This window comes from Paraburkholderia megapolitana (assembly GCF_007556815.1).
GTDB classification, from domain to species: Bacteria; Pseudomonadota; Gammaproteobacteria; order Burkholderiales; family Burkholderiaceae; genus Paraburkholderia; species Paraburkholderia megapolitana.
The window spans coordinates 531,757-552,956 of sequence record NZ_CP041743.1; the positions used below are offsets into that span (position 1 = coordinate 531,757).

Below are 21,200 nucleotides of genomic sequence, written 5' to 3' on the forward strand. Positions count from 1 at the left end.
CAGTAGCTGTGGCGCTGGCACTTGCAGGTCATTGCACAGGCCCGGGCCTCACGCGGCACGTCCAGATTGCGGACACTATCCATGCCACCCACGCGCGTTGGGTTGTGGCATGCTCCGCCGCCTTCTTCTGCAAACGGATTTCACTGTCGCCCGTAAAGATTCGCTACCCGTTGTGCTTGCTGGCGTTTGCCGAGGCAGACAGTTAGTTGCACTTTCCGCACGCACGACGGACTGCACATAGCGCTGCTGGCTGCAGGATTTCTCCGGCTCTGCAACAATCGCGAGGTTCGCCGCGCGATTTGCCGCGGTTTGCTATAAAGCGGCCACGCTGTCAGCTCATCGAAAGCGTACGGCCCGAGATATCCCTGCATCGTCTTGCAACTGGCCGCCCTGCGGCGCTTTCGCGACCCCTACGCACCCGACGCACCGATACATCAATACACAACCCCGACGAGTCCCACCTTGTCCGACCCCACCGCCGCCACCGACAGTCCCCGTACCTTCGACGAACCGATGTCCGCGAGCAGTCGCCGTGCGATGGCGGCGATCATGCTCGCCGTCGCCCTCGCGACACTCGATACCGCGATCGCCAATACCGCGCTGCCCACCATCGCCGGCGATCTGCATGCGGCACCGGCCGCGTCGGTCTGGATCATCAATGCGTATCAGCTCGCGATGGTCGCAACGCTGTTGCCGCTTGCGGCACTCGGCGACATAGTCGGACATCGGCGCATCTATATCGCCGGCATCGCGCTCTTCACGCTGGCATCGCTCGCGTGTTCGCTCGCGGACACACTGCCGCTGCTCGCCGCCGCGCGCGTGCTGCAAGGACTCGGCGCGAGCGCGATCATGAGCGTCAACACGGCGTTGATCCGCTTTCTCTATCCGCCGCATCGGCTCGGCCGCGGGGTGGGTCTGAATGCGTTGATCGTCGGGGTATCGTTTGCCGTGGGTCCGACCGTGGCATCGCTGATTCTGTCGGTGGCGACATGGCCGTGGCTCTTCGCAGTCAACGTGCCGCTCGGCGTACTCGCACTCGCCTTCGCGCTGCCCGCGCTACCGCACACGACGCGCGGCACGCATCACTTCGATCGCGTCGCGGCGATGCTCAACGTGATCACGTTCGCCGCGTTGATCTTCGCGCTCGGCGAAGCGGCCCAGCGTGCCCCGGCTCATGTCGTGCTGATCGCAGCAGCAGTCGCGATCGTCTTCGGCTTGCTTCTGATGCGCCGCGAAGCCGGTCATCCCGCGCCGATGCTGCCCGTCGATCTGTTCAAGCTACCGGTGTTTGCGCTCTCGGCGGTGACCGCCGTCTGTTCGTTCGCGACGCAAGGTCTCGCGTTCGTCTCGTTACCGTTCTATTTCGAAGACGTCCTGCATCGCAGCCAGGTGGAAACCGGCTTCCTGATGACGCCGTGGCCGGTCGTCGTGGCGCTGGCCGCGCCCATCGCCGGTCGGCTGTCGGACCGCTATCCACCGGGCCTGCTCGGGGCGATAGGACTCGCGGTGTTGTGTGGCGGGATGGCGTCGCTGGCTTCGCTGCCGCCGCATCCGCATGTGCTCGACATCGCGATACGGATGTCGATCTGCGGCGCGGGTTTCGGTTTCTTCCAGTCGCCGAATCTGAAAGCACTGATGGCGAGCGCGCCGCCCGAACGCAGTGGGGGTGCAAGCGGCATCATCGCGACAGCGCGCCTGCTCGGGCAAACCACCGGCGCCGCGCTGGTCGCGTTGAGCTTCAGCATTGCGGGGCGGCATGGTCCGACGCTGGCGCTTTCCGCGGGCGCGGTTTTCGCAGGGGCGGCGAGCATCGCAAGCGGGTTGCGGCTATTCGCACCGTCGCATCGCGCCGGTACGTTGCCCAAGACATCGCGCAACTAGTCGCGCTGCGCGAAGCGCCCGTGAAGGACGCAACGCGAAAAAGCGTCAGCGCGCGAAGTAACCTTTGACGGCGGCGATAAACGTATCGATATCGGCGCGCGACACGTCCTTGTGCGTGACGAAGCGCGACGTGTACAGCATCAGGACGAGGATGCCGCGCTCCTTGAGCCACGCCTGGAGCGGTGCGCTGTCCTGCTGCGGCAGTTGCGCGAACACCATGTTGGTCGCGTGCGACTGCACCTTCACCTGATCGATCTGCGCGAGCCCTGCTGCGAGATGCGCAGCGTTCTCGTGATCTTCGGCAAGCCGTTCGACATTGTGTTCGAGCGCATACAGACACGCCGCGGCCAGTACACCGGCTTGCCGCATCCCGCCGCCCAGCACCTTGCGCCAGCGGCGCGCACTCTCGAGCAACTCCTTGCTGCCGACCAGCACCGACCCCACCGGCGCGCCAAGTCCCTTCGAAAAACAGATCGACACGGAATCGAACGGTGCGCACAACGCGGACAGCGGCCGACCCGATGCGACCGCGGCATTGCAGACCCGCGCCCCGTCGAGGTGGGTGGATAGCCCGTGCTGACGTGCAAGCTGCACGGCTTCGTCGACATAACCCGCCAGCAGCACCTTGCCGTTGATCGTATTTTCGAGCGCGAGCAGACGCGTGCGGGCAAAGTGATCGTCGAGCGGTTTGATCGCGGCGGCGATCTTGTCGAGCGGCAGCGAACCGTCGAGCGCGTTTTCGATCGGTTGCGGCTGGATACTGCCGAGCACCGCCGCACCGCCGCCTTCGTACTTGTACGCGTGTGCCTGCTGCCCGACGATGTATTCGTCGCCGCGCGCGCAATGCGCCACCAGCGCCGCGAGATTGCTCTGCGTGCCGCTCGGGAAGAACAGGCCCGCTTCCTTGCCCGTGCGTTGCGCGACTGCCGCCTGCAGGCGCAGTACGGTCGGGTCGTCGCCGAGCACGTCGTCGCCGACTTCGGCAGTGGCCATCGCGGCGAGCATCGATTGAGAGGGGCGGGTAACGGTATCGCTGCGCAGGTCGATCATCAGGCGGTCCTATGGGAGTGGGCGCGCGGCCTGCGCACATCGTCAGGTATCGCGATGCGCGCAGCGGCCGCTGGGAAGTCGAAAGGAGATACAAGCGGAAAGTGTATGCGATACGTAAATAAGGCGCCCAAGGGCGCCGCAGTGTTGGTGCATTACTTGATGCCAGCCACCCGCTAACCGCCCGCCTTCGGCAGCCACGCAAGCGGATCGACCGGATGACCGTCGCGCCGCACTTCGAACTGGATCGACGCGACCCCGCGTGCATCCACACCGACTTCGCCGATCGGCTGTCCTTGCGTGACCACGTCGCCTTCCTTCACGAGCAGCTGGCTGTTCTGTCCATACGCGGTGATCACGGTCGCATCGTGCTTGATGATGACGAGCGGCCCATACGCCGGGATACCGGTGCCCGCATACACCACGCGACCGCCCGCCGCCGCCCGCACCTGATCGCCCGGCTTGCCGCCGATCACGATGCCATTGTTCTTGCCGGCGACGAACGACCGCAGAATCGGGCCGCGCAACGGCCATGCGAGATGCACGGTGGATGCCTCGGCGGTACCTGCACCGGCCGGTGACCCAGGCGCCGCACCCGGCGCCGCGTACGGCGTGCCGTATGCGCCCGGCGCCGGCGGTGCAACCCGCAGCACCTGTCCGACGATCAGCACCGCGTTCGTGGGCAACACGTTCCAGGTGGCGATGTCCTGCGGCCGCTGGCCGAATGCGGAGGCCACGCTCGCCACGGTATCGCCGGAATTGACGCGGTAGTAGCCGGCCGGCACCGCCGCCGTGCTCGACGAGGTCGGGCCGCCTGTGGCGCCGGGTTCGCTGGGCCACGGAGTCAGCGTACAGCCGCCGACGGCGGCCGCGATTGAAAGGGCAATCAGGAACTGCGTGCGTGTCTGCAGCGGTTTTCCAGTCATCTTGTGATCCTCGACACGTGGGTCAATCGACGTTCAATCGTCAGTTTTCCAGGGTGTGAAGCAAAAAACGATGCTTATTGGCGCCGTCGTTCGATCGGCATCCTCGCGATGCGTTCCGGGTCAATCGAACCGAAACGGATCGTGCCGATACCGGCCGTAGCGGCGTACCCCAAGGGCCTCCCGCCCCTGCAGCCGCCGCCGGCAGCGCGACAACCAGGCCCTCACCCGGTTGCGCGCTCCCCATTATAGGGCTGCTTTCTTTACAAACCTCGGTGCGAGCCGCGCTGGAAGCCGCTCTGCGGGCAACCCGCCAATTTTATCGGAGCATTGATTCCACGAAACGCTCGCCTATACTGGTCCTTGCTGCCACACGTCCAGCAGGCGAGCCTGTCGCCGCGATGTCCCGTCCTTAAGGAGTACGACGATGAACAAAGCTACGTTTCTGGCCGTGCAGCTGAACGTCGAGGATGTCACGGCGTCGCCGGGCCTCGTCGAACTGTTGAATGCCCACCTCGTTTTTTCCGCGGATGTCGCCGAGGCGGCCGATGCACTGGTCCAGCTGGCCAGCGTGACCCGACTCACGGGCGGCACCGAGGCGACCGTCGAAATTTCCGCTCTGGCGATCGAAAAACTCCGTGAAGCGCTCGATACGCTGAGCAGCTACGACGAATCGTGGCTGTTCGCGCTCGAACCGAGCCGCGCGCTGTTCAACGACCTCTCGAATCGCCGCCGCACGCTGCACTGACTCGCGCGACAACAAACACGCGGGCTGCTGCCCGCTGCGCTACGCACCGCTTACCGGCTCGACGCCGGGCTTGAACGCCGCCAGGCCAAGAATTTCGAGGGCACGTCACTTAGAGGAACTGCGATGAAAAATCTCCTGAACCGGCGTAGCGGATTGCTCGCCAACGGCACAGCTCACCTGGTCCCGGTCACGCGGGAAGACGCGCCGGCTGCCGCCGAAGAAGAGGCCACCGGAGCCAGCCGGGCCACCGTGCATCTGCCCGCGACGAGCGAGGCCGTCCGCCCCGTGACGACGCTGCGGCCGGTTCCGGTGGTGCCGTCGCAGGTGAATGGCCGCGCGGTGCTGATGGCCGACAGCGCCGAAGTCGAATGGCTCGCTTCCGAAGAAGCGCTCACGCCGTTCAGGGTATTTCGCAGCTTCGATTATTCGGTCAGCCTGCTGTTTCATGCGAAAGAGCTGACCTACTACATCGCGCTGTACCAGGACAACTCGCTGTGGCGCGCCTTGAAGACCGTCGAACTCGAGACCGCCGAGTCGGTGTTCCATCACTTCGAAGAGCAGGCCGCGCGTCTCGCCGACGGGGAAACGCGGCGGGCCCAGCTTGAAGCGCAGAACGAGCAGTTGGCGCGCGCGATCGCGCAGTCGGAACAGCAGGCGGAGCGGTTGCGCAACGATCTGCAGCGCGGCAGCGCGCAGGAACAGACTGTGTCGAACCGGCAGCATCAGGTGCGCAAGGAAGTCGCGCAGCTCGAGGCGCAGCGGGTTGCCGCGCAGGCACAGTTGAACAAGGCGCACCGGCAGATCCATCAGCTCAATCTGACCAATAACGAAGTGCTGCCGCATCTGCCGACTAACCGCTGAGCCACGCTTCCCGGCTATCGCGCGCCGATACCGGGTATAGCGCAATCTGGCGCGTCAGACGCAAAAACGGCGCCGCCCGGGGAGTCCCGGGCGGCGCCGTTTTTGTGCTTGCTGCTTCGTTTCGTCGGCGTGGACCATTGCATGGCTGCCCGCGCGGGCGCTACGTTTGTTGCCTGATTTCATGCTTGCTGCTTCGTCCCGTCGGCGCTGACCACTGCAGGGCTGCCAGCGCGGGCGTTACGTTTACTGTCTGATTTCATGTTTGCTGCTTCGTTTCGTCGGCGCTGACCACTGCATGGCTACCAGCGCGGGCGTTACGTTTGCTGTCTGATTTCATGCTCGCTGCTTCGTTTCGTCGGTGCGGACCACTGCAAAGCTGTCCGCGCGGGCGTTACGTTTGCTGCTTTAGGGTGCTGCGTAAGCGGCGCGCTCGACTGTGCTGCATGAGCGCGCTGCCTCGTGACCAGCTTAGTGACCGAAGTACACCGACGACGGGCCAGTAGCCGCAGCCGGGATCGCAGCGCGGACACCCGCTTGCGACGAACCGTTGCTCGCAGCACCGTAGCCGCTCGTGTCGGCTTGCGCGACCGCGTTTTGTTCGTCGACGCGGCGTTGTGCTGCCTGGATGTTGTTCGGGTATTCGGTCTGGTCGCCGACCGGGTTGTAGCCGGCCTTTTCGAGCTGGACCAGTTGGGCGCGCACTTCTGCACGGGTCAGCGGTTGGTTCGATTGAGCGAACGATGCAACCGGAGCGGCAAGAAGGGTGGCAACGACGAGAGCGGGGAACAGGGATTTCATGATTAACCTCCAGACTTTAGTTAGTTCGCTTCGACTCGTGTCTTAAGCGATTGATTACAGTCTAGGCAAATCAACCTCTAGGGAAAACCCCCGTTTCATTGATTCTCTGTTCCCCGATTTGCAACAATAAGGCCGGAATTCGCTATCGGTTGGATAGCAGGCTGCAATAATGCCGCCCGATCAAGCCCGCCAATGCGAAACGGCCGGGCGGCGCGCGCTGCGCCGCCCGGCCGCCTGGACGTCAATCGTAAAACCGCTCGCTCAGGACCAGTTTGCGTGGAAGCTGCCCGGCTTGTCGGTACGCTCGAACGTATGCGCGCCGAAGAAGTCGCGCTGCGCCTGCACGAGGTTGGCCGGCAAACGTGCGGAGCGATAGCCGTCGAAGTACGCCACCGCCGACGAGAACGTCGGCACCGGCACGCCCGCCGCAATCGCCGCGCTCACCACATCGCGCAATGCCGCCTGATAGTTCGAGGCGATATCGCGGAAGTACGGATCGAGCAGCAGGTTCGCGAGTGCCGGGTCTTTCGCATACGCATCGGTGATCTTTTGCAGGAAGCGCGCCCGGATGATGCAACCCGCACGGAAGATCTTCGCGATCGTGCCGAACTGAAGATCCCACTTGTACTCTTCCGAAGCCGCGCGCAGTTGCGCGAAGCCTTGCGCGTAAGAGATCACCTTGCTGAAGTACAGCGCACGACGCACCGCTTCGATAAACGCCGCCCGGTCGCCGCTGAACGGTTTGATGACCGGCCCTTCGATCACCTTGCTCGCCGCGACGCGCTGATCCTTCAGCGACGACAGCACGCGTGCGAACACGGATTCTGTGATGAGCGGCAGCGGTACGCCGAGATCGAGCGCGTTCTGGCTCGTCCACTTGCCAGTGCCCTTCTGGGCGGCGCGATCGAGGATCACGTCGACCAGATCCTGACCGGTTTCATCGTCCTTCTTCGCGAAGATCTTCGAGGTGATCTCGATCAGATAGCTGTCGAGTTCGCCCTTGTTCCACTCGGTATAGACAGCGCCGAGTTCCGCATTCGACAGGCCGACTACCTGCTTGAGCACCGCATAGCTTTCGGCGATCAGTTGCATGTCGCCGTACTCGATGCCGTTGTGGACCATCTTCACGAAGTGCCCCGCACCGTCCGGCCCCATGTAAGCGACACACGGCTCGCCGTCCGGCGCCTTCGCGGCGATTTCGGTGAGGATCGGGGCAACCAGATCGTAGGCATCGCGCTGGCCGCCCGGCATGATCGACGGGCCTTTGAGCGCGCCTTCTTCGCCGCCCGACACGCCCGTGCCGATGAAGTGCAGACCGGCTTTCGCCAGCTCCTGGTTGCGGCGGATCGTATCGGTGAAATGCGTGTTGCCGCCGTCGATCAGGATGTCGCCCTTCTCGAGCAGCGGTTTGAGCGACGCGATGGTCGCATCGGTCGGCTCGCCGGCCTTCACCATCAACAGAATGCGGCGCGGCTTTTCGAGCGACTCGACAAATTCTTCCAGCGTGTATGCCGGCACCAGCTTGCGATCGGGAAACTCAGCGATCAGTTCCTCGGTCTTCTCGCGGCTACGGTTGAAGACGGAAACCGCGTGCCCACGGCTTTCGATGTTGAGCGCCAGATTGCGGCCCATGACCGCCAGCCCCACCACGCCGATTGCCTGCTTGCCCATGTGAACTCTCCAGATTCCAGAAAACGGGATGCCCCGTCGCGTATAGCGGTCGCGGGGCGTCGAGGATGAAAGGATAAAAGAAATGGCACGCGGCCGCTTGCTTCCTGGCAGGATCGCGGGGCTTTCTGCGGCGAAAGGTCGGGTGTGCTTCGGGCTGAATGACGGCCCGCATCGCGCCGCGGCGGCGCTGAGCGGGTTGCGGATGGGTTGCGGGCAGACTCAGCTGCGACGCAATACCAGGCTGAAATTGTTGGCCGGCATTGCCAGCGGTTCGTCGCAGGTAAAGCCTGCCGCAGCGCCAAGTGCCACGACCGCTTCCATATCGCGCACACCCCATGCGGGATCGCGGCTACGCAACTGATAATCGAAGGCTTCGTTGCTCGGCGCCGTGTGGGCGCCGTTGCGCCGGTACGGACCGTACAGAAACACGATCGCGTCACGCCCGAGCAGGCGGGACGCACCGTCGAACAGTGCCTCGGCGGCGCTCCATGGCGAAATATGCAGCATGTTGATGCAGACGATCGCATCCGCACGCTCGATACCCCACGGCACGCGGCGCACGTCGAGATCGAGCGGCGCGCGCACGTTCGACACGCCCGTATGCGCGATCCACGCGGCAATCGACGCACGCGCCGCCGCATCCGCGTCGCTCGGCTGCCATTCGACGTCGGGCAACGCGGTGGCGAAATGCATCGCGTGTTCGCCGGTACCGCTCGCGATTTCGAGCACGTGTGCGCTCGGCATGAGTACGTCGCGCAGTACCGCGAGGATCGGCTCGTGGTTGCGTTGTGCCGAAGGCGAGTGTTGTCGTGCGTCTGGGGGCGAAGCAGTCATCGGTCACGCTCAGTAGAGGGTCGCGCGTACGCGTTCGGGTAGATCGCGGTCGTAGGCAGCGGCGTCGAACGCCGGATCGCTGAGTCGTCCAAGAATTGCGCCGGTGCTCGGCAGCCGTGAACGCTCCACGTAGTGCGAGGGGTCCCACAGTTTCGAGCGCACCAGCGCCTTCGAACACTGAAAATACACGGCATCGACGTCGACCAGCAGCACCGTGCGCGGCAGCTTGCCGTCGATCGCAAACAGTTCGAGCCACTCGGAATCATCGGTGATGCGTCCGCAGCCATTCACGCGCAACGTTTCGCCGACGCCCGGCACGACGAACAGCAGCGCGAGATGCGGCTCCCTGACGATATTGCGCAGACTGTCGATGCGGTTGTTGCCGAGACGATCGGGAATCGCGAGCGTCCGTTCGTCGACGATCCGCACGAAACCCGGTGCGTCGCCGCGCGGCGAGCAGTCGAGCCCTTCCGGGCCGGCTGTTGCGAGCACGACGAACGGCGCATGCTCGATAAACGCCCGGTAGTCTTCGTTGACGAACGGAATCTCTTTGCGCAGCGAGCGTTCGTGAGGTTGACCGTAGATGGCTTCGAGTTGTTCGAGCGTCGTCAGCATGGGCGGCTCCGGATGCGGGTCGTGATCGTGAAAGCGCTGTGAAGCGTTTGGGTGCACGGGTGCGTCATTATCGACGATCTGGCGTGTGCCGCGCGCAGTGCGCGAACGCGCTCACGCCGCGGCGAGCCGCTCGGCCAGCGCCGTCAGCGTCGGTGCACACGGCGCCTCGACCTTCAGCGCAAGCAACGGATCGGCCCGCGTACGCCCGAGATTCAACGCGGCAATCGGCTTGCCCATCTTCTGCGCCCACACGCAGAAGCGGTAACCGGAATACACCATCAACGACGAGCCGACCACGAGCATCGCGTCGGCGGCTTCGAGCGCTGCGCTCGCCTGCTCGACACGTTCGCGCGGCACGCTTTCGCCGAAGAACACCACCGACGGTTTCAGCAACCCGCCACACACCGGACACGGCGGAATCCGAAATCCATCGAGATCGTGCCATTCGAGATGCGCATCGCCGTCGGCGGCCGGCTCGGCAATCGCATCGAGCAGGCCGGGATTGTCGACGACGAGCGTGTGCTGGATCGCCGCGCGATCATGCTGCGCCCCACAATCGAGGCACGTCACCCCATTTATCCCACCGTGCAATTCGATCACCTCATGACTGCCCGCGCGCTGATGCAGGCCGTCGACATTCTGCGTGACGAGTGTCGGGACGTACCGCGCCGCTTCGAGCCGCGCGAGCGTGCGATGCGCATCGTTCGGTTGCGCGTCGGCGACGACGGGCCAGCCAACCGTGCTGCGCGCCCAGTAGCGCTGACGCGCGGCGACGGAGCCGAGGAATTCCTGCAGGGTGATCGGCGGTGAGCGCTTCCATGCGCCGTTCTCGTCGCGATAACCGGGGATGCCGGAGTCGGTGCTGATGCCGGCGCCGGTCAGCACGAACAGACGCGGATGGCGTTGCACGAAGTCGTACAGGTCGGCCAGCGTCGATGTATCGGCAAACGCGGATTGCGATTCGGTCATGGTCTCGAGCTTGGGCTTGCAAAAACCGGCGGATGGGGCAACGGCGCGCGCATGTTCATCGCCGTGACGTAGATGCCTGGCGCGCCTGCCACGCTGCAAGTGCCGCGCGATAACGCTCGACGGCTTCGTCGTACAGATCGAAGACGCAAGGCTCGCAGCCGCTGCGGCAACAGTCGTCCGGTTCGGGGCGCCTCGGCGGTTGCGGCGGTGGATCGTCCGCGGACGAATGGTCGGGTGATGGTTTCGACACAGCGACAAAAACAGCAACGTGCGCAGGAAGCCAGCAGTATAAGTCGGGCGGCTGCAGCATGCCGCGCGCCGCCACGACTCAGGCCAAACGTCAGCCGCGGCCGACGAACGGCATCTTGCTCGCCATGATCGTCATGAACTGCACGTTCGCCGACAGCGGCAGTTCGGCCATATGCAGTACCGCATCGGCGACATGTTCGACGTCCATCAGCGGTTCGATGGCGATCTCGCCGTTCGCCTGCGGCACGCCGCGCGCCATGCGCGCCGCCATCTCGGTGGCTGCATTGCCGATATCGATCTGGCCGCACACGATGTCGTACGGCCGGCCATCGAGCGACACCGACTTCGTGAGCCCGGTGATCGCGTGCTTGGTCGCCGTGTAGGCGATGCTGTAGGGGCGCGGCGCGTGCGCCGAGATCGAGCCGTTGTTGATGATCCGGCCACCTTGCGGCGACTGCTTCTTCATTATCCCGAACGCTGCGCGCGTGCACAAAAAAACGCCCGTCAGATTGGTGTCGACCACGGCGCGCCATTCGTCGACAGGGATCTCGTCGATCTCGACCGGCGGCCCGCTGCGGCCCGCGTTATTGAACAGCACATCGAGCCGCCCATAGCGCTGCCGGATCGTATCGAACAGTGCGGTCACGCTCGTGTCGTCGGTCACATCGCATGCGACGGCCAGCGCATCCTCGCCGCGCTGTCGCGCCGCGTCGGCGACTTCGTCGAGCAGCGCCTGACGGCGCCCGGCCAGCACAACCGTATAACCATGCGCAAGCAACTTACGGGCACATGACAGGCCGATGCCGCTACTGGCACCGGTCACGAGCGCAATCTTCTTCGTCTTCTTCGAATCGGCAACCTCGGTCACAACATGTCTCCTTGCAGACGTAGGCCATCCGCGTCCGGCGATGCGTGCGACAGTCGATTCAATCGATTCGGTCGAGCGCGCAGTGGTTGGGGTTCGCGAACAGCGATTTCAGATCCGCCGACAGCGGATCGTTCAGTCGGGATCCGACTGCTTCGCCTTCGCACCATACAACAGCGGCTCGTTCGTCACAAATTCCAGCGCCCGGTTAAGCCGGAACACCGTCGCCCGATTGCAGGTTTTCGCGCACCCAGTCTTCAAGCCCGCAAACCGTCATCCCACGTTGCGCGTTGAAGGTCTGCTTCTTGTCCCACGACACCCCACACCCTTCGGCGAATACGACCCGGTACTTTCTGATCGCATCGTGCGGGTCTTCGGCGAGCTGACGTCTCAGTTCCGGCACACTCCATTCCGTGCGACGAAGGTTCAGACCCAGCAATCTGTCGACCGTATCCGCGAGCTGACGATAAGTCACCGTATCGCCCGCGACGCGCACAACCTGATTCACGATTGCCGGCTCCGAGAACACGATGGCGGACGTCAAGGCACCGATGTCTTCGGCAGTCGTCACCGTTACCGCGTTGTCCCAGCTACCCAGTGCATGCACGACGTTCCCTGCCAGATCCACGACACCGAACGATGGCTCGAACAGGAAGCTCGTAAACATCCCGGTCGAGACGATGATCCATTGCGTCTGTTCTTGCGAGCGAAGCAGGTCGCGCACGTCGAGTTGTTCGTCGAACAGGTCCTGTGCGCTTCCCCTGCCGATGACGTCATAGTCCACACCGAATTGCCACGGTACGTACCGTTTAACGCCTGCGTCCAGCACCGCCTGTGTGATCTTGCGTTGCGTATCCTGTCCGCCGGCAAACCCGCTGCAGGAGATGATCGTGTCGAAGCGGGCGAAGATATCGGCGAGCGCGGATACCGATTGCTTGGCCAGATCGCCAGGAACCAGTTCGACGCCCAACGCGCGCAATTCTGCGATGTCCTTCTGTTTGACGGCATCGCTGGAGTCGATCGTCGATGGACGAAGCAGCACGGCGATAGAAATGCTCGCGTCGAGATCGGCGCGTCGGACAAGATTGCGCAGCACGGCCATGCCGAGTTCGCCTGCGCCTAGAACGAGAATTGTCTGGTTCCGCGACATGTGTGTTTTCCTCGCAGGGAAGAAGATCGTTGAAAGAGAGTGCATTCGCATCCCGCTGCAATAACAGCGGAGAGAAGGCCCGATGAACGAGCTGGAGTGTAGTGGCGCACGCGTGCCGCATTGTTCGCCATGGCGGAATACAGATTGCGTGAGCGCCGAACCGCAACGGGTCCGCCATGCGGCGGCGGTAAGACGAGTCTCTCTTCGGGAACCCTGCTACCGTCTGTCAATGAATCCGCTACGTGTGCCCCTCATGGACAAACTTCAGGCAATGACCATCTTCGTGCGTGTCGTCGAAGCACAGAGCTTCAGCAAGGCAGCGGAGACCTTGTCGATGCCGCGCTCGTCGGTGACAACGACGATAAAGAATCTGGAGAAGCATCTTGGCACTCCGCTGCTCAGACGAAGCACGCGAACGCTCAGTCTGACCGACGCAGGCGCGCGTTACTTCGCATCGTGTCAGGCCATTCTGTCCGACATTGTCGAGGCGGAAAGCGGTTTGTCGACGGATGCGAAAAATCCGCACGGACGTGTACGAGTGGATATGCCCGGCGTAATCGGTCGTGCGATCGTGTTGCCGCGACTGCTCGAATTCGAGGAACGCTTTCCGGACATCGAACTCGTGCTCGGTCTCAGCGATCGTCCCGCGGACCTGATCTACGACGGGATCGATTGCGTCATCCGCAGTGGGGAGCTGATGGACTCGACGCTCGTTGCGCGCCGGCTCGGTCAGTTGAACTGGCTGACCTGCGCGGCGCCGCGCTACCTCAAGCAGCACGGCGAGCCCGATTCTGTGAACGCCCTGGGCACTCATCGTGTCGTCAATTACCTGGCGAATGCGACGGGTCGTCCACTGGATTGGCGGTTTAGCGTCGATGGCGAGGACGTCGCCATGACGATGCAAAGCCGGTTTTCGGTCAACGAAACCGAGGCTTATCTGCAATGCGGCCTGGAGGGGTTGGGACTGATCCAGTTGTCGGAGTTTGCCGCCCGCCCCTATCTTCAAAGCGGGCGTTTGAAAGAGGTCCTGGCAGATGCGCGATGTTCACCCGTGCCGGTTTCCATCGTCTATCCGCACGGGCGAAACGCGAGCGCCGCGGTCAAGGTGTTTATCGACTGGATCGTCGAGATCACCGCATCCGGTTTGTTCCAGTGAGCCGACGTGCGCCAGGATTCAGGACGGTCCTCGATACTTGACGCAGATCGGATCGATACGGCTCACGCGCAGCATGACGCGCTCGCCTCGGCGCGGCATGTTCCCGAGATCGATCAGCTTGCGCAGCCGTACGACGATGGGTCCGTCCGGTGCGTCGAATCGTATCTTCATTGACATGACCGGCGTCCGGTTTATCTGGAGACCCGATTGTCTCAGGCTCTCTATGACGCCGACGGTATCGTATGCGTCGCGCAGCAAAAAGTAGCGCAGCACGGTGTGCAGAACCCACAGCGCCAATGCAGCCGCGACGGAGTATTCGAAGAGCAAGGCCGCGACGTAGCTGATGACGGACATGAGGGAGCCGATAGTCACTGGATCAGGGTCGAACGTCCGCACGATCGCGGTGTACAACCAGTGGAATGCGGGGCCACCGGTACCTTGAACGTAAAGCGAGAGCAGCATGAACGCCACCCAGAGGATGCCGGAAACCTTCCAGACGATTCCGCATACGCCGCGAAGTGCAGTCAGCGCCCGATTACAAAAAAAGAGAATTGTTTTCAGTTCGTGCCTCGCGCAGCGTAATAACGCTAAACCCTGAAATCCGCCGCCATATCATCATCGGTACGCGCCTCGATCTCCCCGCTGCGGCACGCCTTCATGAAGCGATCATAGTCACGCTCCACCTGGTCCGCATAACTGCACGCATAGTCGGTCAGCGCTTCGGCAAACGGGTCATTGCGTCCCATGTAGGCGCTCAGCTCGATCGCCTGGCCGCTTGCTTTCGCATGCGCACGCGCGACGATCCAGCCGCACAGCCGCGCATACCCTTGCAACAAGCTGCTATCGAACAGTTCAATCGAAGCCGACAGCTTCATGTCGCGTAACTGCCGGAAGTAGAAGTGTCGTCCCGCAGGGCCGGTGGCCCAACCGAGGAAAATATCGCTGGCCGCCTGCAGCAGACGCTGGCCGTACACGACGCGCTCGCCCTCATGCCGCGGTGCGGCCGCCGCGAAATACTGCGCGACGACGGATCGCCGCGCTTCCTTTGCCTGCAGAAACAGCGGCTTGTCGTGATGATCGACGCCAAGCAGCACGAGACAACGCGTACCGACACTACCCACCCCAACCACCTTGAACACGAGGTCCTGCAGCGCAAACTGGTCGAGCAGTTCGCAACGCTCGTGCGACAGCGTCTTCCGATAATCGCCGTACATCCGCGCAATGAGCTTTTGCCAGCCACCAACCTTGAGCCAGTCGTCGCCGGCATCGAACAGCGTATTGGCGCCATGCACATGAAACAGACCCGGCGGCGCATCGCGAATCTGCCACGTGTCGCCGTCGCGCTCGGCCATCTTGTCGAGCATGCTTTCATGCGTGCGGCCCGCCGCTTTCTCCATGCCGCGACGAATTGTGCGTCGCCCTTCCGGCGTCAACGCGGATTCGATCATCCGGTCGAACGTGATCTTTTCATACCAGAGTTCGAGCGCGCCGCACTCCGCATACTGGGCCATGCGGTCGCGGTATTCGTTGATCGCAGTCATCACCAGTTCGGCGGCCGTGCCGCGGCTGAAGCGCATGTGCCGCGCGGCCACCACGAGGCTCGCGGCAAGCCGCTTGAGATCCCATTCGAAGGGACCCAGCGATACTTCGTCGAAGTCGTTCAGATCGGCGACTAGCTGCCGTTCCGGCGTGGCGAAACCGCCGAAATTCAGCAGATGCGCATCGCCGCAAATCGGCATCACGAGGCCGGTATGTGGCACCTTGCTGAGATCGTGAGCCTGCAGGATCGCGCTGCCGCGAAAGAAGGCGAATGGCGAGGCGGCCATGCGCCCGTAGCGCAGCGGCACCAGCCGTTCGACGCGGCCCTCGCTGCTCAGGCGCAGCAGGTCGAGTGGATCGCGATGCAGCTCGCCGACGGCGCGATGACTCGAGCGTTTCGAATGTTCGCGCGCGGCGCGCCCGGCTGCCTGTCGGTCCGCGATGGTACTGGCCTTCATGCTCTGCTCCGTGTTTGAGTCGTCATGAACCGCCTGTGCCGGCGCTTGCGCGGCGCGCCACGAACCTCCGCGGCACCGCGCTGAATCGTTTTCAGCCGTGGCCCGGCCGGGCAATTGCCGTGGCTGCACCCGCCATGGCAGCCCGTATTAAATCCTGCGTTGCACGCCCGCGCAAGTACGTCGCGACGTACCGCGCGAACCCGCATAACACGTCGCGCTCCGCCTCCTTCACGCGAACCGCGACGCTACCCGCCTCGCCTTACTGCGTGGACTGCCCCAGTGTGGCCGGCGACTTGATCGCGCAGTTCGCGGTCACCTTCGAGCCGTCATCGAAGCTCAACGTCAGCGGCAACGTCGAACCGATTTTCAGCGCATGCGCCGGTTGTTCGAGCATCACGTGATACCCCTTCGGCGCAAAGCTGACCGACCCGTGCGCCGGCACGGGTAACGTATCGACGTCGACCATCGTCGACGTGCTGCCGTTGCTTTCCGTGCGATGCATCATCGCCATGCCGAACGCCGGCGTCGCGATGTCGGTCAGCGTGCGCGGCGCATCGCTGTCGTTGACCACCACGAGATATCCCGCCGAAGGCACAGACGCCGGCATGGCGCGAATCCAGCACTGTTCGGCGTGCACGCCGGCCGCGTGTGCATTGGCTACGATGCATGCGGCGCCGATAGCCACACCCCATTGAATGATTTTGTTGGATGTCATGTTCGACTGCTCCGTCACTGTGCGCGATACGAAACGGCGCGTGCAATTCGTTTGCCCGAGCGCCGCCAGTTCGCAAGATTTCGAAAAAGGATGAGCGCCATGTGCGTGATGCGCACCGGTCTGCCCTAAACCGTTCATGAAAGCCGTGCAATGGCAGGCGGAGCACGCGGCTGGGCCGGCGTGCGTACCGTTTGCGCACGCGTGTCCGCACTCATGCGGACGACAAGATGTGTCGAGAACGTCGAGACCTGCACAGGCGCAGCAACAGCGCCAGGCACGACAGGCAAATGGGACAGCAGGCTGCAATAGCCGCATGCCTGCCAGTGGAACCCCGTCGAATCGGGTGTGCTGCGCCCGGTACCGTCCGCAGGCGTCTGCACCGAACAGTAATGGCGCAACGCCGTATCGAGCCGGCCATGCGCTTCGAGCGCCTGCGAAATCGTGGGCGCGACCGTCGCCAGCAGCATGGCGAACAACGCAAGGAAACTGCCGATCCTCTGAAAACGGCGATGCGGCATGCGGAGAGCGGGTGTGGAACACCAGGAAACGCGACCGCGGGATTATGCCATGCACACAATGTGCCGCCGCGCAGTGCTGCGCGATCTACCACACCGTCATCCGGCCCGCATGGACTGACGGGCAATGGGCACGGTACCATCCGCTTCGGACGCACGTCATGTCCAGGCCCTGCTACCGGGCGCGCTCGAAACCTCGTGTGTGGTGTGCGGATCGCAGCAAGACGCGCATCGTGCACATCGCGCACATGTTTTCCCAGTTCGAACCGGCCCGCTACCGTGAAACTGCTTTTCTCCACCCCCTGCCGCATTCTCTGCGCGGTCTCGATGCTGTCGCTGCTGCCGGCCTGCTCGTTGTTCGGCTTCTGGCACCATCGTTCGCACGCGGTGCCCATTACCGGCTCGCTGCATATCGCACCCGCGGAGGACTTCGTCTACCTGCCGGCGCAAACCCTCCATCAGTCGCCCCACCGGATCGAGAACACGGCTGTCAGCGGCATCCTGCTGAAGCAGGAGGTACGCGCCGCGGTGCGCGATGCGGTCGCCGCGCAACTGCAACTCGCTGGCTTCGACGTGACCGGGCAAAGCAGGGTATTGAGCGGGCAGATCGAGAAATGCTCGGTTGATGACGAGCAGTCGCCTGCGCGGTGGACACTGCGCATTCGTTACATCGTCACCGATACGCAAACGGGCCGCGTGGTCTTCTCGTCGGCGAAGACGGTCCGGCACGAAGCGCCGAAATTCACCAGCAACCCTATTGCGCTCGAAGACACGGTGAGAGAAAGCGTGAACGTGTTGATCGACGACGCGGCGTTTGCGCGAGCGCTCGGTAACTAGCGGGGAGAATCGCGACCACAGCGCCCGTTCGCTACAATCGGGCTCGATCCCCCAGTTCCCGCTCAACCCTTTCGCCGCGAGTCGCCATGTCCGTTACCGCCTGGTTGTTCTTTCTGCCCGCATGCTTTGCGATCAACATGGCGCCGGGCCCAAACAACCTGCTGTCGATCAACGTCGCGGCGCGCCACGGTTTCATGACCGCCTTCGTGGCGGGCACGGGCCGTCTCGTCTCGTTCGCATTGATGCTGGTGCTGGCGGCGACGGGCCTCGCGGTCGTCCTGCACGCCTCCGAAGTATTCTTCCTCACGATCAAGCTGACCGGTGCCGCTTATCTCGTGTGGCTCGCCATCCAGTTGTGGCGCTCCGACGCCAGTCCAATGGACACACCGAAGCAGGATGATGCGTCGCTGTGGCGCATCGCGCGTCAGGAGTGCCTGGTGGCGGCCGGCAATCCGAAGGCGATCCTGGTGTTCACCGCGTTTCTGCCGCAATTCGTCGACATCGCGAAGCCGATGCTGCCGCAGTTCACCGTGCTGGGGGCGAGCTTCCTCGTCCTTGAATGTGTCGCGATCGCACTCTATTCGTGGGCCGGCATGTACCTCGGCAAGTGGCTCACACGCAGCAAGGTGCGGCGCTGGTTCAACCGCTGTTGCGGCACGTTTCTCGGCGTGATCGGCATCAGCTTCCTGCTGGTGCGACGCGCCTGACGCCCGCTCCGGCACGCGGCTTTCCACACGTTTTGCACGTGTCGCCGCATCGTTGAAAGCACGCATCGACCATAAACGATCGATAATGGTTTTCGCGAGAAACTTTAACTGTCGTCAATCGTAGGCTCCCCCTATTCTGCAACCATGGCCCGCCCCGGTCGCGAGACGTGCACGGGCAGGCGAGCAGTTTTTAATCGTCAGGGGGCGGCAATCATGAAGATCTGTATCTTCGGAGCAGGAGCGATCGGCGGCATGATGGGCGTGCAGCTCGCGCGTGCAGGAGCCGATGTGAGTTTCGTCGCGCGCGGCGCCCATCTCGCAGCAATGCGGGAACATGGCGCGCGGCTGCAGATCGACGGCGAAGAAGTCAGCGCACGCGTGCGCTGCACGTCCGACCCGGCTGAACTCGGCGTGCAAGACTATGTGATCGTCACGTTGAAAGCGCATTCGCTGCCGGGCGTCGTCGACACGATGCAGCCGCTGCTCGGTAAACACACCGCGATCGTCACGGGCGTCAACGGCATCCCCTATTGGTACTTCTACCGGCACGGCGGCAAGTTCGAAGGTACGCGTCTAGCCAGCATCGATCCGGACGGCGCGCAATGGACGAAGCTCGGTCCCGAACGGGCTATCGGCTGCGTGCTGTACCCGGCGGCCGAAATCGTCGAACCGGGTGTGATCAAACACGTATACGGCAAGAAATTTCCGATCGGCGAACCGGGCAACGAGCGGACGCCGCGCATCCAGGCACTGCACGAGATCATGCAGGTCGCCGGTTTCGATGCGCCGATCCGCGACAACATTCGCGACGAGATCTGGCTCAAGCTGTGGGGCAATCTGTGCTTCAACCCGATCAGTGCGCTTACGCATGCCACGCTCGATGTACTCACCAGCGATCCCGGCACGCGCGCCGTCTCGCGCACGATGATGACGGAAGCGAAGCGGATCGCCGATCGCTTCGACGTGCATTTTCGCGTGGATATGGAGAAGCGTATCGACGGCGCAGGTTCAGTCGGCGCGCACAAGACATCGACACTCGTCGATCTCGAGAACCGACGGCCAATGGAAATCGATCCGCTGCTGACCGTCGTGCAGGAAATGGGCCGACTGGTCGGCGAACCCACGCCGGCCATCGATGTCGTGCTCGCGCTGATCAAACTGCGCGAGCGGATGGCGTTGCAGGGCGATCACTGATCGAGCGCAAGCCACACTGTTTTCGGTTCGGTGAAGTTGTCGATGGCGACGTCGCCGTGCTCGCGTCCGAAACCCGAATCGCCGGAACCACCCCACGGTAGACGCACATCGGTATAACCGTAGGTATTGATCCACACGGTGCCCGCGCGCAGCTCGCGCGCGACCCGATGCACGCGGCCGATGTCGGCGCTCCACACCCCCGCTGCGAGACTGTACAGCGTGCCGTTGGCGATCCGCACTGCGTCGGCCTCGTCGTCGAACGGGATCACACTCGCCACCGGCCCGAAGATCTCTTCCTGAGAGATGCGCATCTCGTGTTCGACGTTGGCGAACACGGTTGGCTGCACGAAGTAGCCCTTCTCGCCGATGCGCGCGCCACCCGCCACCAGCGACGCGCCTTCGCTGCGGCCAATGTCGACATAGTCGAGTACCGTCTTCATCTGCGCCGCCGAAACAAGCGGCCCCATCGACGTTTCGCGCCGCGACGGATCGCCAACCTTGATCGCGTTCGCACGCACGGCGAGCCGCTCGACGACTTCGTCGTAGATCTCGCGCTGCGCCAGAATGCGCGAGCCCGCGGAACAGACCTGGCCGGTATTGAAGAAGATGCCCGACGCGGCCGCGCGCGTTGCGTTGTCGAGGTTCGCATCCGCGAAGATCACGTTCGCCGACTTGCCGCCGAGCTCCAGCGTGACGCGCTTGAAGTTACCGGCCGCCCCTTGCAGGATGCCGCGCCCAACCGATGGCGAACCTGTGAACGTCACCTTGTCGACGCCCGGGTGCGCGACGAGCGCATCGCCGACCACGCGCCCCTTGCCCGTCACGATGTTCAATACGCCCGGCGGCACACCGGCTTCGAGCGCCAGTTCGCCGACGCGCAGCGCGCTAAGCGGCGTGATTTCCGCAGGCTTGACGATCAGCGTGCAACCGCAGGCAAGCGCCGGGGCGATCTTCCACATGCCGATCATCAACGGGAAATTCCACGGCACGATCGCCGCCACCACGCCGACCGGTTCGCGCACCGTGTACGTCAGCGCATCGGGGCGCACCGGCACGACCTGCCCTGTGATCTTGTCGCACCAGCCCGCGTAGTACGCGAGCGTATCGATCGCGGCGGGCAGGTCCTGGCGCAGCACGGCGGCAATCGGCTTGCCCGCGTCGCGGCTTTCGAGTTCGGCCAGTTCGTCTTGATGCGTACGCATCAGGTCCGCGAGGCGGTTGAGTATGCGTCCACGCTCGGCCGCACGCATGCCGTTCCACACTTTCAGCGCGGCGCGTGCAGCGAGCACGGCGGTATCGACATCGGCGGCACTGCCCTGTGCGACCAGCGCGATCGTCTGCTCAGTGGCCGGGTCGATATCGACCGAGTATTCTCCAGTGCCGGGCGGCAGCCGTTTGCCGTCGATCAGCAGATCGTGGCGCTTGAGATCCGTTTGCGTGTTCATCGTCGTGCTCGGTCATGGAAATT

Annotated in this window: 22 protein-coding genes; 7 read left to right on the forward strand and 15 right to left on the reverse strand. The window is 63.5% G+C overall.

The window, feature by feature from the left end; all coding sequences use genetic code 11:
• Positions 1 to 513: 513 nt before the first annotated feature.
• Positions 514 to 1,881, forward strand: a complete 1,368-nt coding sequence (locus FNZ07_RS02240; protein WP_091008898.1) for an MFS transporter — start codon at positions 514 to 516, stop codon at positions 1,879 to 1,881.
• Between the two features lie 45 nt (positions 1,882 to 1,926).
• Here FNZ07_RS02240 and ltaE read toward each other — a convergent pair whose 3' ends face one another.
• Positions 1,927 to 2,931, reverse strand: coding sequence for a low-specificity L-threonine aldolase (gene ltaE / locus FNZ07_RS02245; protein WP_091007864.1), 1,005 nt, complete (start codon positions 2,929 to 2,931; stop codon positions 1,927 to 1,929).
• 173 nt (positions 2,932 to 3,104) lie between these two features.
• On the reverse strand, positions 3,105 to 3,854 hold the full coding sequence (locus FNZ07_RS02250) for a peptidoglycan DD-metalloendopeptidase family protein (protein WP_091007867.1): 750 nt from the start codon (positions 3,852 to 3,854) through the stop codon (positions 3,105 to 3,107).
• Positions 3,855 to 4,278: 424 nt separating this feature from the next.
• Between FNZ07_RS02250 and FNZ07_RS02255 the strand changes: the two genes are divergently transcribed.
• Positions 4,279 to 4,599 (forward strand): hypothetical protein, encoded by a 321-nt coding sequence (locus FNZ07_RS02255; protein WP_091007870.1) that lies wholly within the window; start codon positions 4,279 to 4,281, stop codon positions 4,597 to 4,599.
• 123 nt (positions 4,600 to 4,722) lie between these two features.
• Positions 4,723 to 5,460, forward strand: coding sequence for a DUF2968 domain-containing protein (locus FNZ07_RS02260; RefSeq protein ID WP_091007873.1), 738 nt, complete (start codon positions 4,723 to 4,725; stop codon positions 5,458 to 5,460).
• Between the two features lie 468 nt (positions 5,461 to 5,928).
• Here the strand turns inward: FNZ07_RS02260 and FNZ07_RS02265 are convergent, their stop codons facing one another.
• From FNZ07_RS02265 to FNZ07_RS02300, 8 genes are all read right to left on the reverse strand, one after another.
• Positions 5,929 to 6,258 carry a DUF4148 domain-containing protein gene (locus tag FNZ07_RS02265; protein ID WP_091007875.1) on the reverse strand — a complete coding sequence of 110 codons (330 nt, stop codon included), beginning with the start codon at positions 6,256 to 6,258 and terminating at the stop codon, positions 5,929 to 5,931.
• A gap of 261 nt (positions 6,259 to 6,519) precedes the next feature.
• Positions 6,520 to 7,929, reverse strand: coding sequence for an NADP-dependent phosphogluconate dehydrogenase (gene gndA / locus FNZ07_RS02270; protein WP_091007878.1), 1,410 nt, complete (start codon positions 7,927 to 7,929; stop codon positions 6,520 to 6,522).
• A gap of 219 nt (positions 7,930 to 8,148) precedes the next feature.
• Positions 8,149 to 8,763, reverse strand: coding sequence for a DUF938 domain-containing protein (locus tag FNZ07_RS02275; protein WP_091007880.1), 615 nt, complete (start codon positions 8,761 to 8,763; stop codon positions 8,149 to 8,151).
• A gap of 9 nt (positions 8,764 to 8,772) precedes the next feature.
• Positions 8,773 to 9,378: a pyridoxamine 5'-phosphate oxidase family protein gene (locus FNZ07_RS02280; RefSeq protein ID WP_091007883.1), complete on the reverse strand. Its 606-nt coding sequence runs from the start codon at positions 9,376 to 9,378 to the stop codon at positions 8,773 to 8,775.
• 111 nt (positions 9,379 to 9,489) lie between these two features.
• The gene (locus FNZ07_RS02285; protein ID WP_091007886.1) at positions 9,490 to 10,347 is read right to left on the reverse strand and encodes an NAD-dependent protein deacetylase; all 858 of its coding nucleotides are present in this window, start codon (positions 10,345 to 10,347) and stop codon (positions 9,490 to 9,492) included.
• Between the two features lie 55 nt (positions 10,348 to 10,402).
• The gene (locus FNZ07_RS02290; RefSeq protein ID WP_091007889.1) at positions 10,403 to 10,657 is read right to left on the reverse strand and encodes an oxidoreductase-like domain-containing protein; all 255 of its coding nucleotides are present in this window, start codon (positions 10,655 to 10,657) and stop codon (positions 10,403 to 10,405) included.
• Between the two features lie 30 nt (positions 10,658 to 10,687).
• Complete coding sequence (locus FNZ07_RS02295; protein ID WP_091007892.1) at positions 10,688 to 11,464, reverse strand: SDR family oxidoreductase; 777 nt, start codon at positions 11,462 to 11,464, stop codon at positions 10,688 to 10,690.
• Between the two features lie 205 nt (positions 11,465 to 11,669).
• On the reverse strand, positions 11,670 to 12,611 hold the full coding sequence (locus FNZ07_RS02300; protein ID WP_091007896.1) for an aromatic alcohol reductase: 942 nt from the start codon (positions 12,609 to 12,611) through the stop codon (positions 11,670 to 11,672).
• Between the two features lie 253 nt (positions 12,612 to 12,864).
• Between FNZ07_RS02300 and FNZ07_RS02305 the strand changes: the two genes are divergently transcribed.
• Entirely contained in the window at positions 12,865 to 13,767 is a 903-nt protein-coding gene (locus tag FNZ07_RS02305; protein ID WP_091007900.1) for a LysR family transcriptional regulator, read from the forward strand.
• Between the two features lie 18 nt (positions 13,768 to 13,785).
• Here FNZ07_RS02305 and FNZ07_RS02310 read toward each other — a convergent pair whose 3' ends face one another.
• From FNZ07_RS02310 to FNZ07_RS02325, 4 genes are all read right to left on the reverse strand, one after another.
• A complete protein-coding gene (locus FNZ07_RS02310; RefSeq protein ID WP_091007904.1) occupies positions 13,786 to 14,229 on the reverse strand; it encodes a hypothetical protein in 444 nt (147 codons plus the stop codon).
• Positions 14,230 to 14,354: 125 nt separating this feature from the next.
• A complete protein-coding gene (locus FNZ07_RS02315) occupies positions 14,355 to 15,764 on the reverse strand; it encodes a DUF2252 domain-containing protein (RefSeq protein WP_091007907.1) in 1,410 nt (469 codons plus the stop codon).
• Between the two features lie 259 nt (positions 15,765 to 16,023).
• Entirely contained in the window at positions 16,024 to 16,479 is a 456-nt protein-coding gene (locus FNZ07_RS02320) for a copper chaperone PCu(A)C (RefSeq protein ID WP_091008901.1), read from the reverse strand.
• Positions 16,480 to 16,613: 134 nt separating this feature from the next.
• Positions 16,614 to 16,997 (reverse strand): DUF2946 domain-containing protein, encoded by a 384-nt coding sequence (locus tag FNZ07_RS02325; protein ID WP_091007910.1) that lies wholly within the window; start codon positions 16,995 to 16,997, stop codon positions 16,614 to 16,616.
• A 276-nt stretch (positions 16,998 to 17,273) separates the two neighbouring features.
• Here FNZ07_RS02325 and FNZ07_RS02330 point away from each other — a divergent pair, with 276 nt between their 5' ends.
• The 3 genes from FNZ07_RS02330 to FNZ07_RS02340 all read left to right on the forward strand — a co-directional run bounded on the left by FNZ07_RS02330 (position 17,274) and on the right by FNZ07_RS02340 (position 19,732).
• Complete coding sequence (locus FNZ07_RS02330) at positions 17,274 to 17,831, forward strand: hypothetical protein (RefSeq protein WP_245811350.1); 558 nt, start codon at positions 17,274 to 17,276, stop codon at positions 17,829 to 17,831.
• Between the two features lie 86 nt (positions 17,832 to 17,917).
• Positions 17,918 to 18,538 carry a LysE family translocator gene (locus tag FNZ07_RS02335; protein WP_091007917.1) on the forward strand — a complete coding sequence of 207 codons (621 nt, stop codon included), beginning with the start codon at positions 17,918 to 17,920 and terminating at the stop codon, positions 18,536 to 18,538.
• A gap of 213 nt (positions 18,539 to 18,751) precedes the next feature.
• Positions 18,752 to 19,732, forward strand: a complete 981-nt coding sequence (locus FNZ07_RS02340) for a 2-dehydropantoate 2-reductase (protein WP_091007920.1) — start codon at positions 18,752 to 18,754, stop codon at positions 19,730 to 19,732.
• Here the strand turns inward: FNZ07_RS02340 and FNZ07_RS02345 are convergent.
• Positions 19,726 to 21,177, reverse strand: coding sequence for an aldehyde dehydrogenase family protein (locus FNZ07_RS02345; RefSeq protein WP_091007923.1), 1,452 nt, complete (start codon positions 21,175 to 21,177; stop codon positions 19,726 to 19,728). The two genes, FNZ07_RS02340 and FNZ07_RS02345, sit on opposite strands and share 7 nt — an antisense overlap.
• Positions 21,178 to 21,200: the final 23 nt, after the last annotated feature.

Coding starts and splice junctions, on each gene's coding strand:
- FNZ07_RS02275 (WP_091007880.1), bottom strand. CDS start 8,763: ATGACTGCTTCGCCCCCAGACGCACGACAACACTCGCCTTCGGCACAA.
- FNZ07_RS02335 (WP_091007917.1), top strand. CDS start 17,918: ATGTCCGTTACCGCCTGGTTGTTCTTTCTGCCCGCATGCTTTGCGATC.
- FNZ07_RS02260 (WP_091007873.1), top strand. CDS start 4,723: ATGAAAAATCTCCTGAACCGGCGTAGCGGATTGCTCGCCAACGGCACA.
- FNZ07_RS02325 (WP_091007910.1), bottom strand. CDS start 16,997: ATGCCGCATCGCCGTTTTCAGAGGATCGGCAGTTTCCTTGCGTTGTTC.
- FNZ07_RS02345 (WP_091007923.1), bottom strand. CDS start 21,177: ATGAACACGCAAACGGATCTCAAGCGCCACGATCTGCTGATCGACGGC.
- FNZ07_RS02265 (WP_091007875.1), bottom strand. CDS start 6,258: ATGAAATCCCTGTTCCCCGCTCTCGTCGTTGCCACCCTTCTTGCCGCT.
- FNZ07_RS02300 (WP_091007896.1), bottom strand. CDS start 12,611: ATGTCGCGGAACCAGACAATTCTCGTTCTAGGCGCAGGCGAACTCGGC.
- FNZ07_RS02280 (WP_091007883.1), bottom strand. CDS start 9,378: ATGCTGACGACGCTCGAACAACTCGAAGCCATCTACGGTCAACCTCAC.
- FNZ07_RS02305 (WP_091007900.1), top strand. CDS start 12,865: ATGGACAAACTTCAGGCAATGACCATCTTCGTGCGTGTCGTCGAAGCA.
- FNZ07_RS02250 (WP_091007867.1), bottom strand. CDS start 3,854: ATGACTGGAAAACCGCTGCAGACACGCACGCAGTTCCTGATTGCCCTT.
- FNZ07_RS02285 (WP_091007886.1), bottom strand. CDS start 10,347: ATGACCGAATCGCAATCCGCGTTTGCCGATACATCGACGCTGGCCGAC.
- FNZ07_RS02320 (WP_091008901.1), bottom strand. CDS start 16,479: ATGACATCCAACAAAATCATTCAATGGGGTGTGGCTATCGGCGCCGCA.
- ltaE (WP_091007864.1), bottom strand. CDS start 2,931: ATGATCGACCTGCGCAGCGATACCGTTACCCGCCCCTCTCAATCGATG.
- FNZ07_RS02315 (WP_091007907.1), bottom strand. CDS start 15,764: ATGAAGGCCAGTACCATCGCGGACCGACAGGCAGCCGGGCGCGCCGCG.
- FNZ07_RS02255 (WP_091007870.1), top strand. CDS start 4,279: ATGAACAAAGCTACGTTTCTGGCCGTGCAGCTGAACGTCGAGGATGTC.
- FNZ07_RS02240 (WP_091008898.1), top strand. CDS start 514: ATGTCCGCGAGCAGTCGCCGTGCGATGGCGGCGATCATGCTCGCCGTC.
- gndA (WP_091007878.1), bottom strand. CDS start 7,929: ATGGGCAAGCAGGCAATCGGCGTGGTGGGGCTGGCGGTCATGGGCCGC.
- FNZ07_RS02290 (WP_091007889.1), bottom strand. CDS start 10,657: ATGCTGCAGCCGCCCGACTTATACTGCTGGCTTCCTGCGCACGTTGCT.
- FNZ07_RS02340 (WP_091007920.1), top strand. CDS start 18,752: ATGAAGATCTGTATCTTCGGAGCAGGAGCGATCGGCGGCATGATGGGC.
- FNZ07_RS02310 (WP_091007904.1), bottom strand. CDS start 14,229: ATGCTGCTCTCGCTTTACGTTCAAGGTACCGGTGGCCCCGCATTCCAC.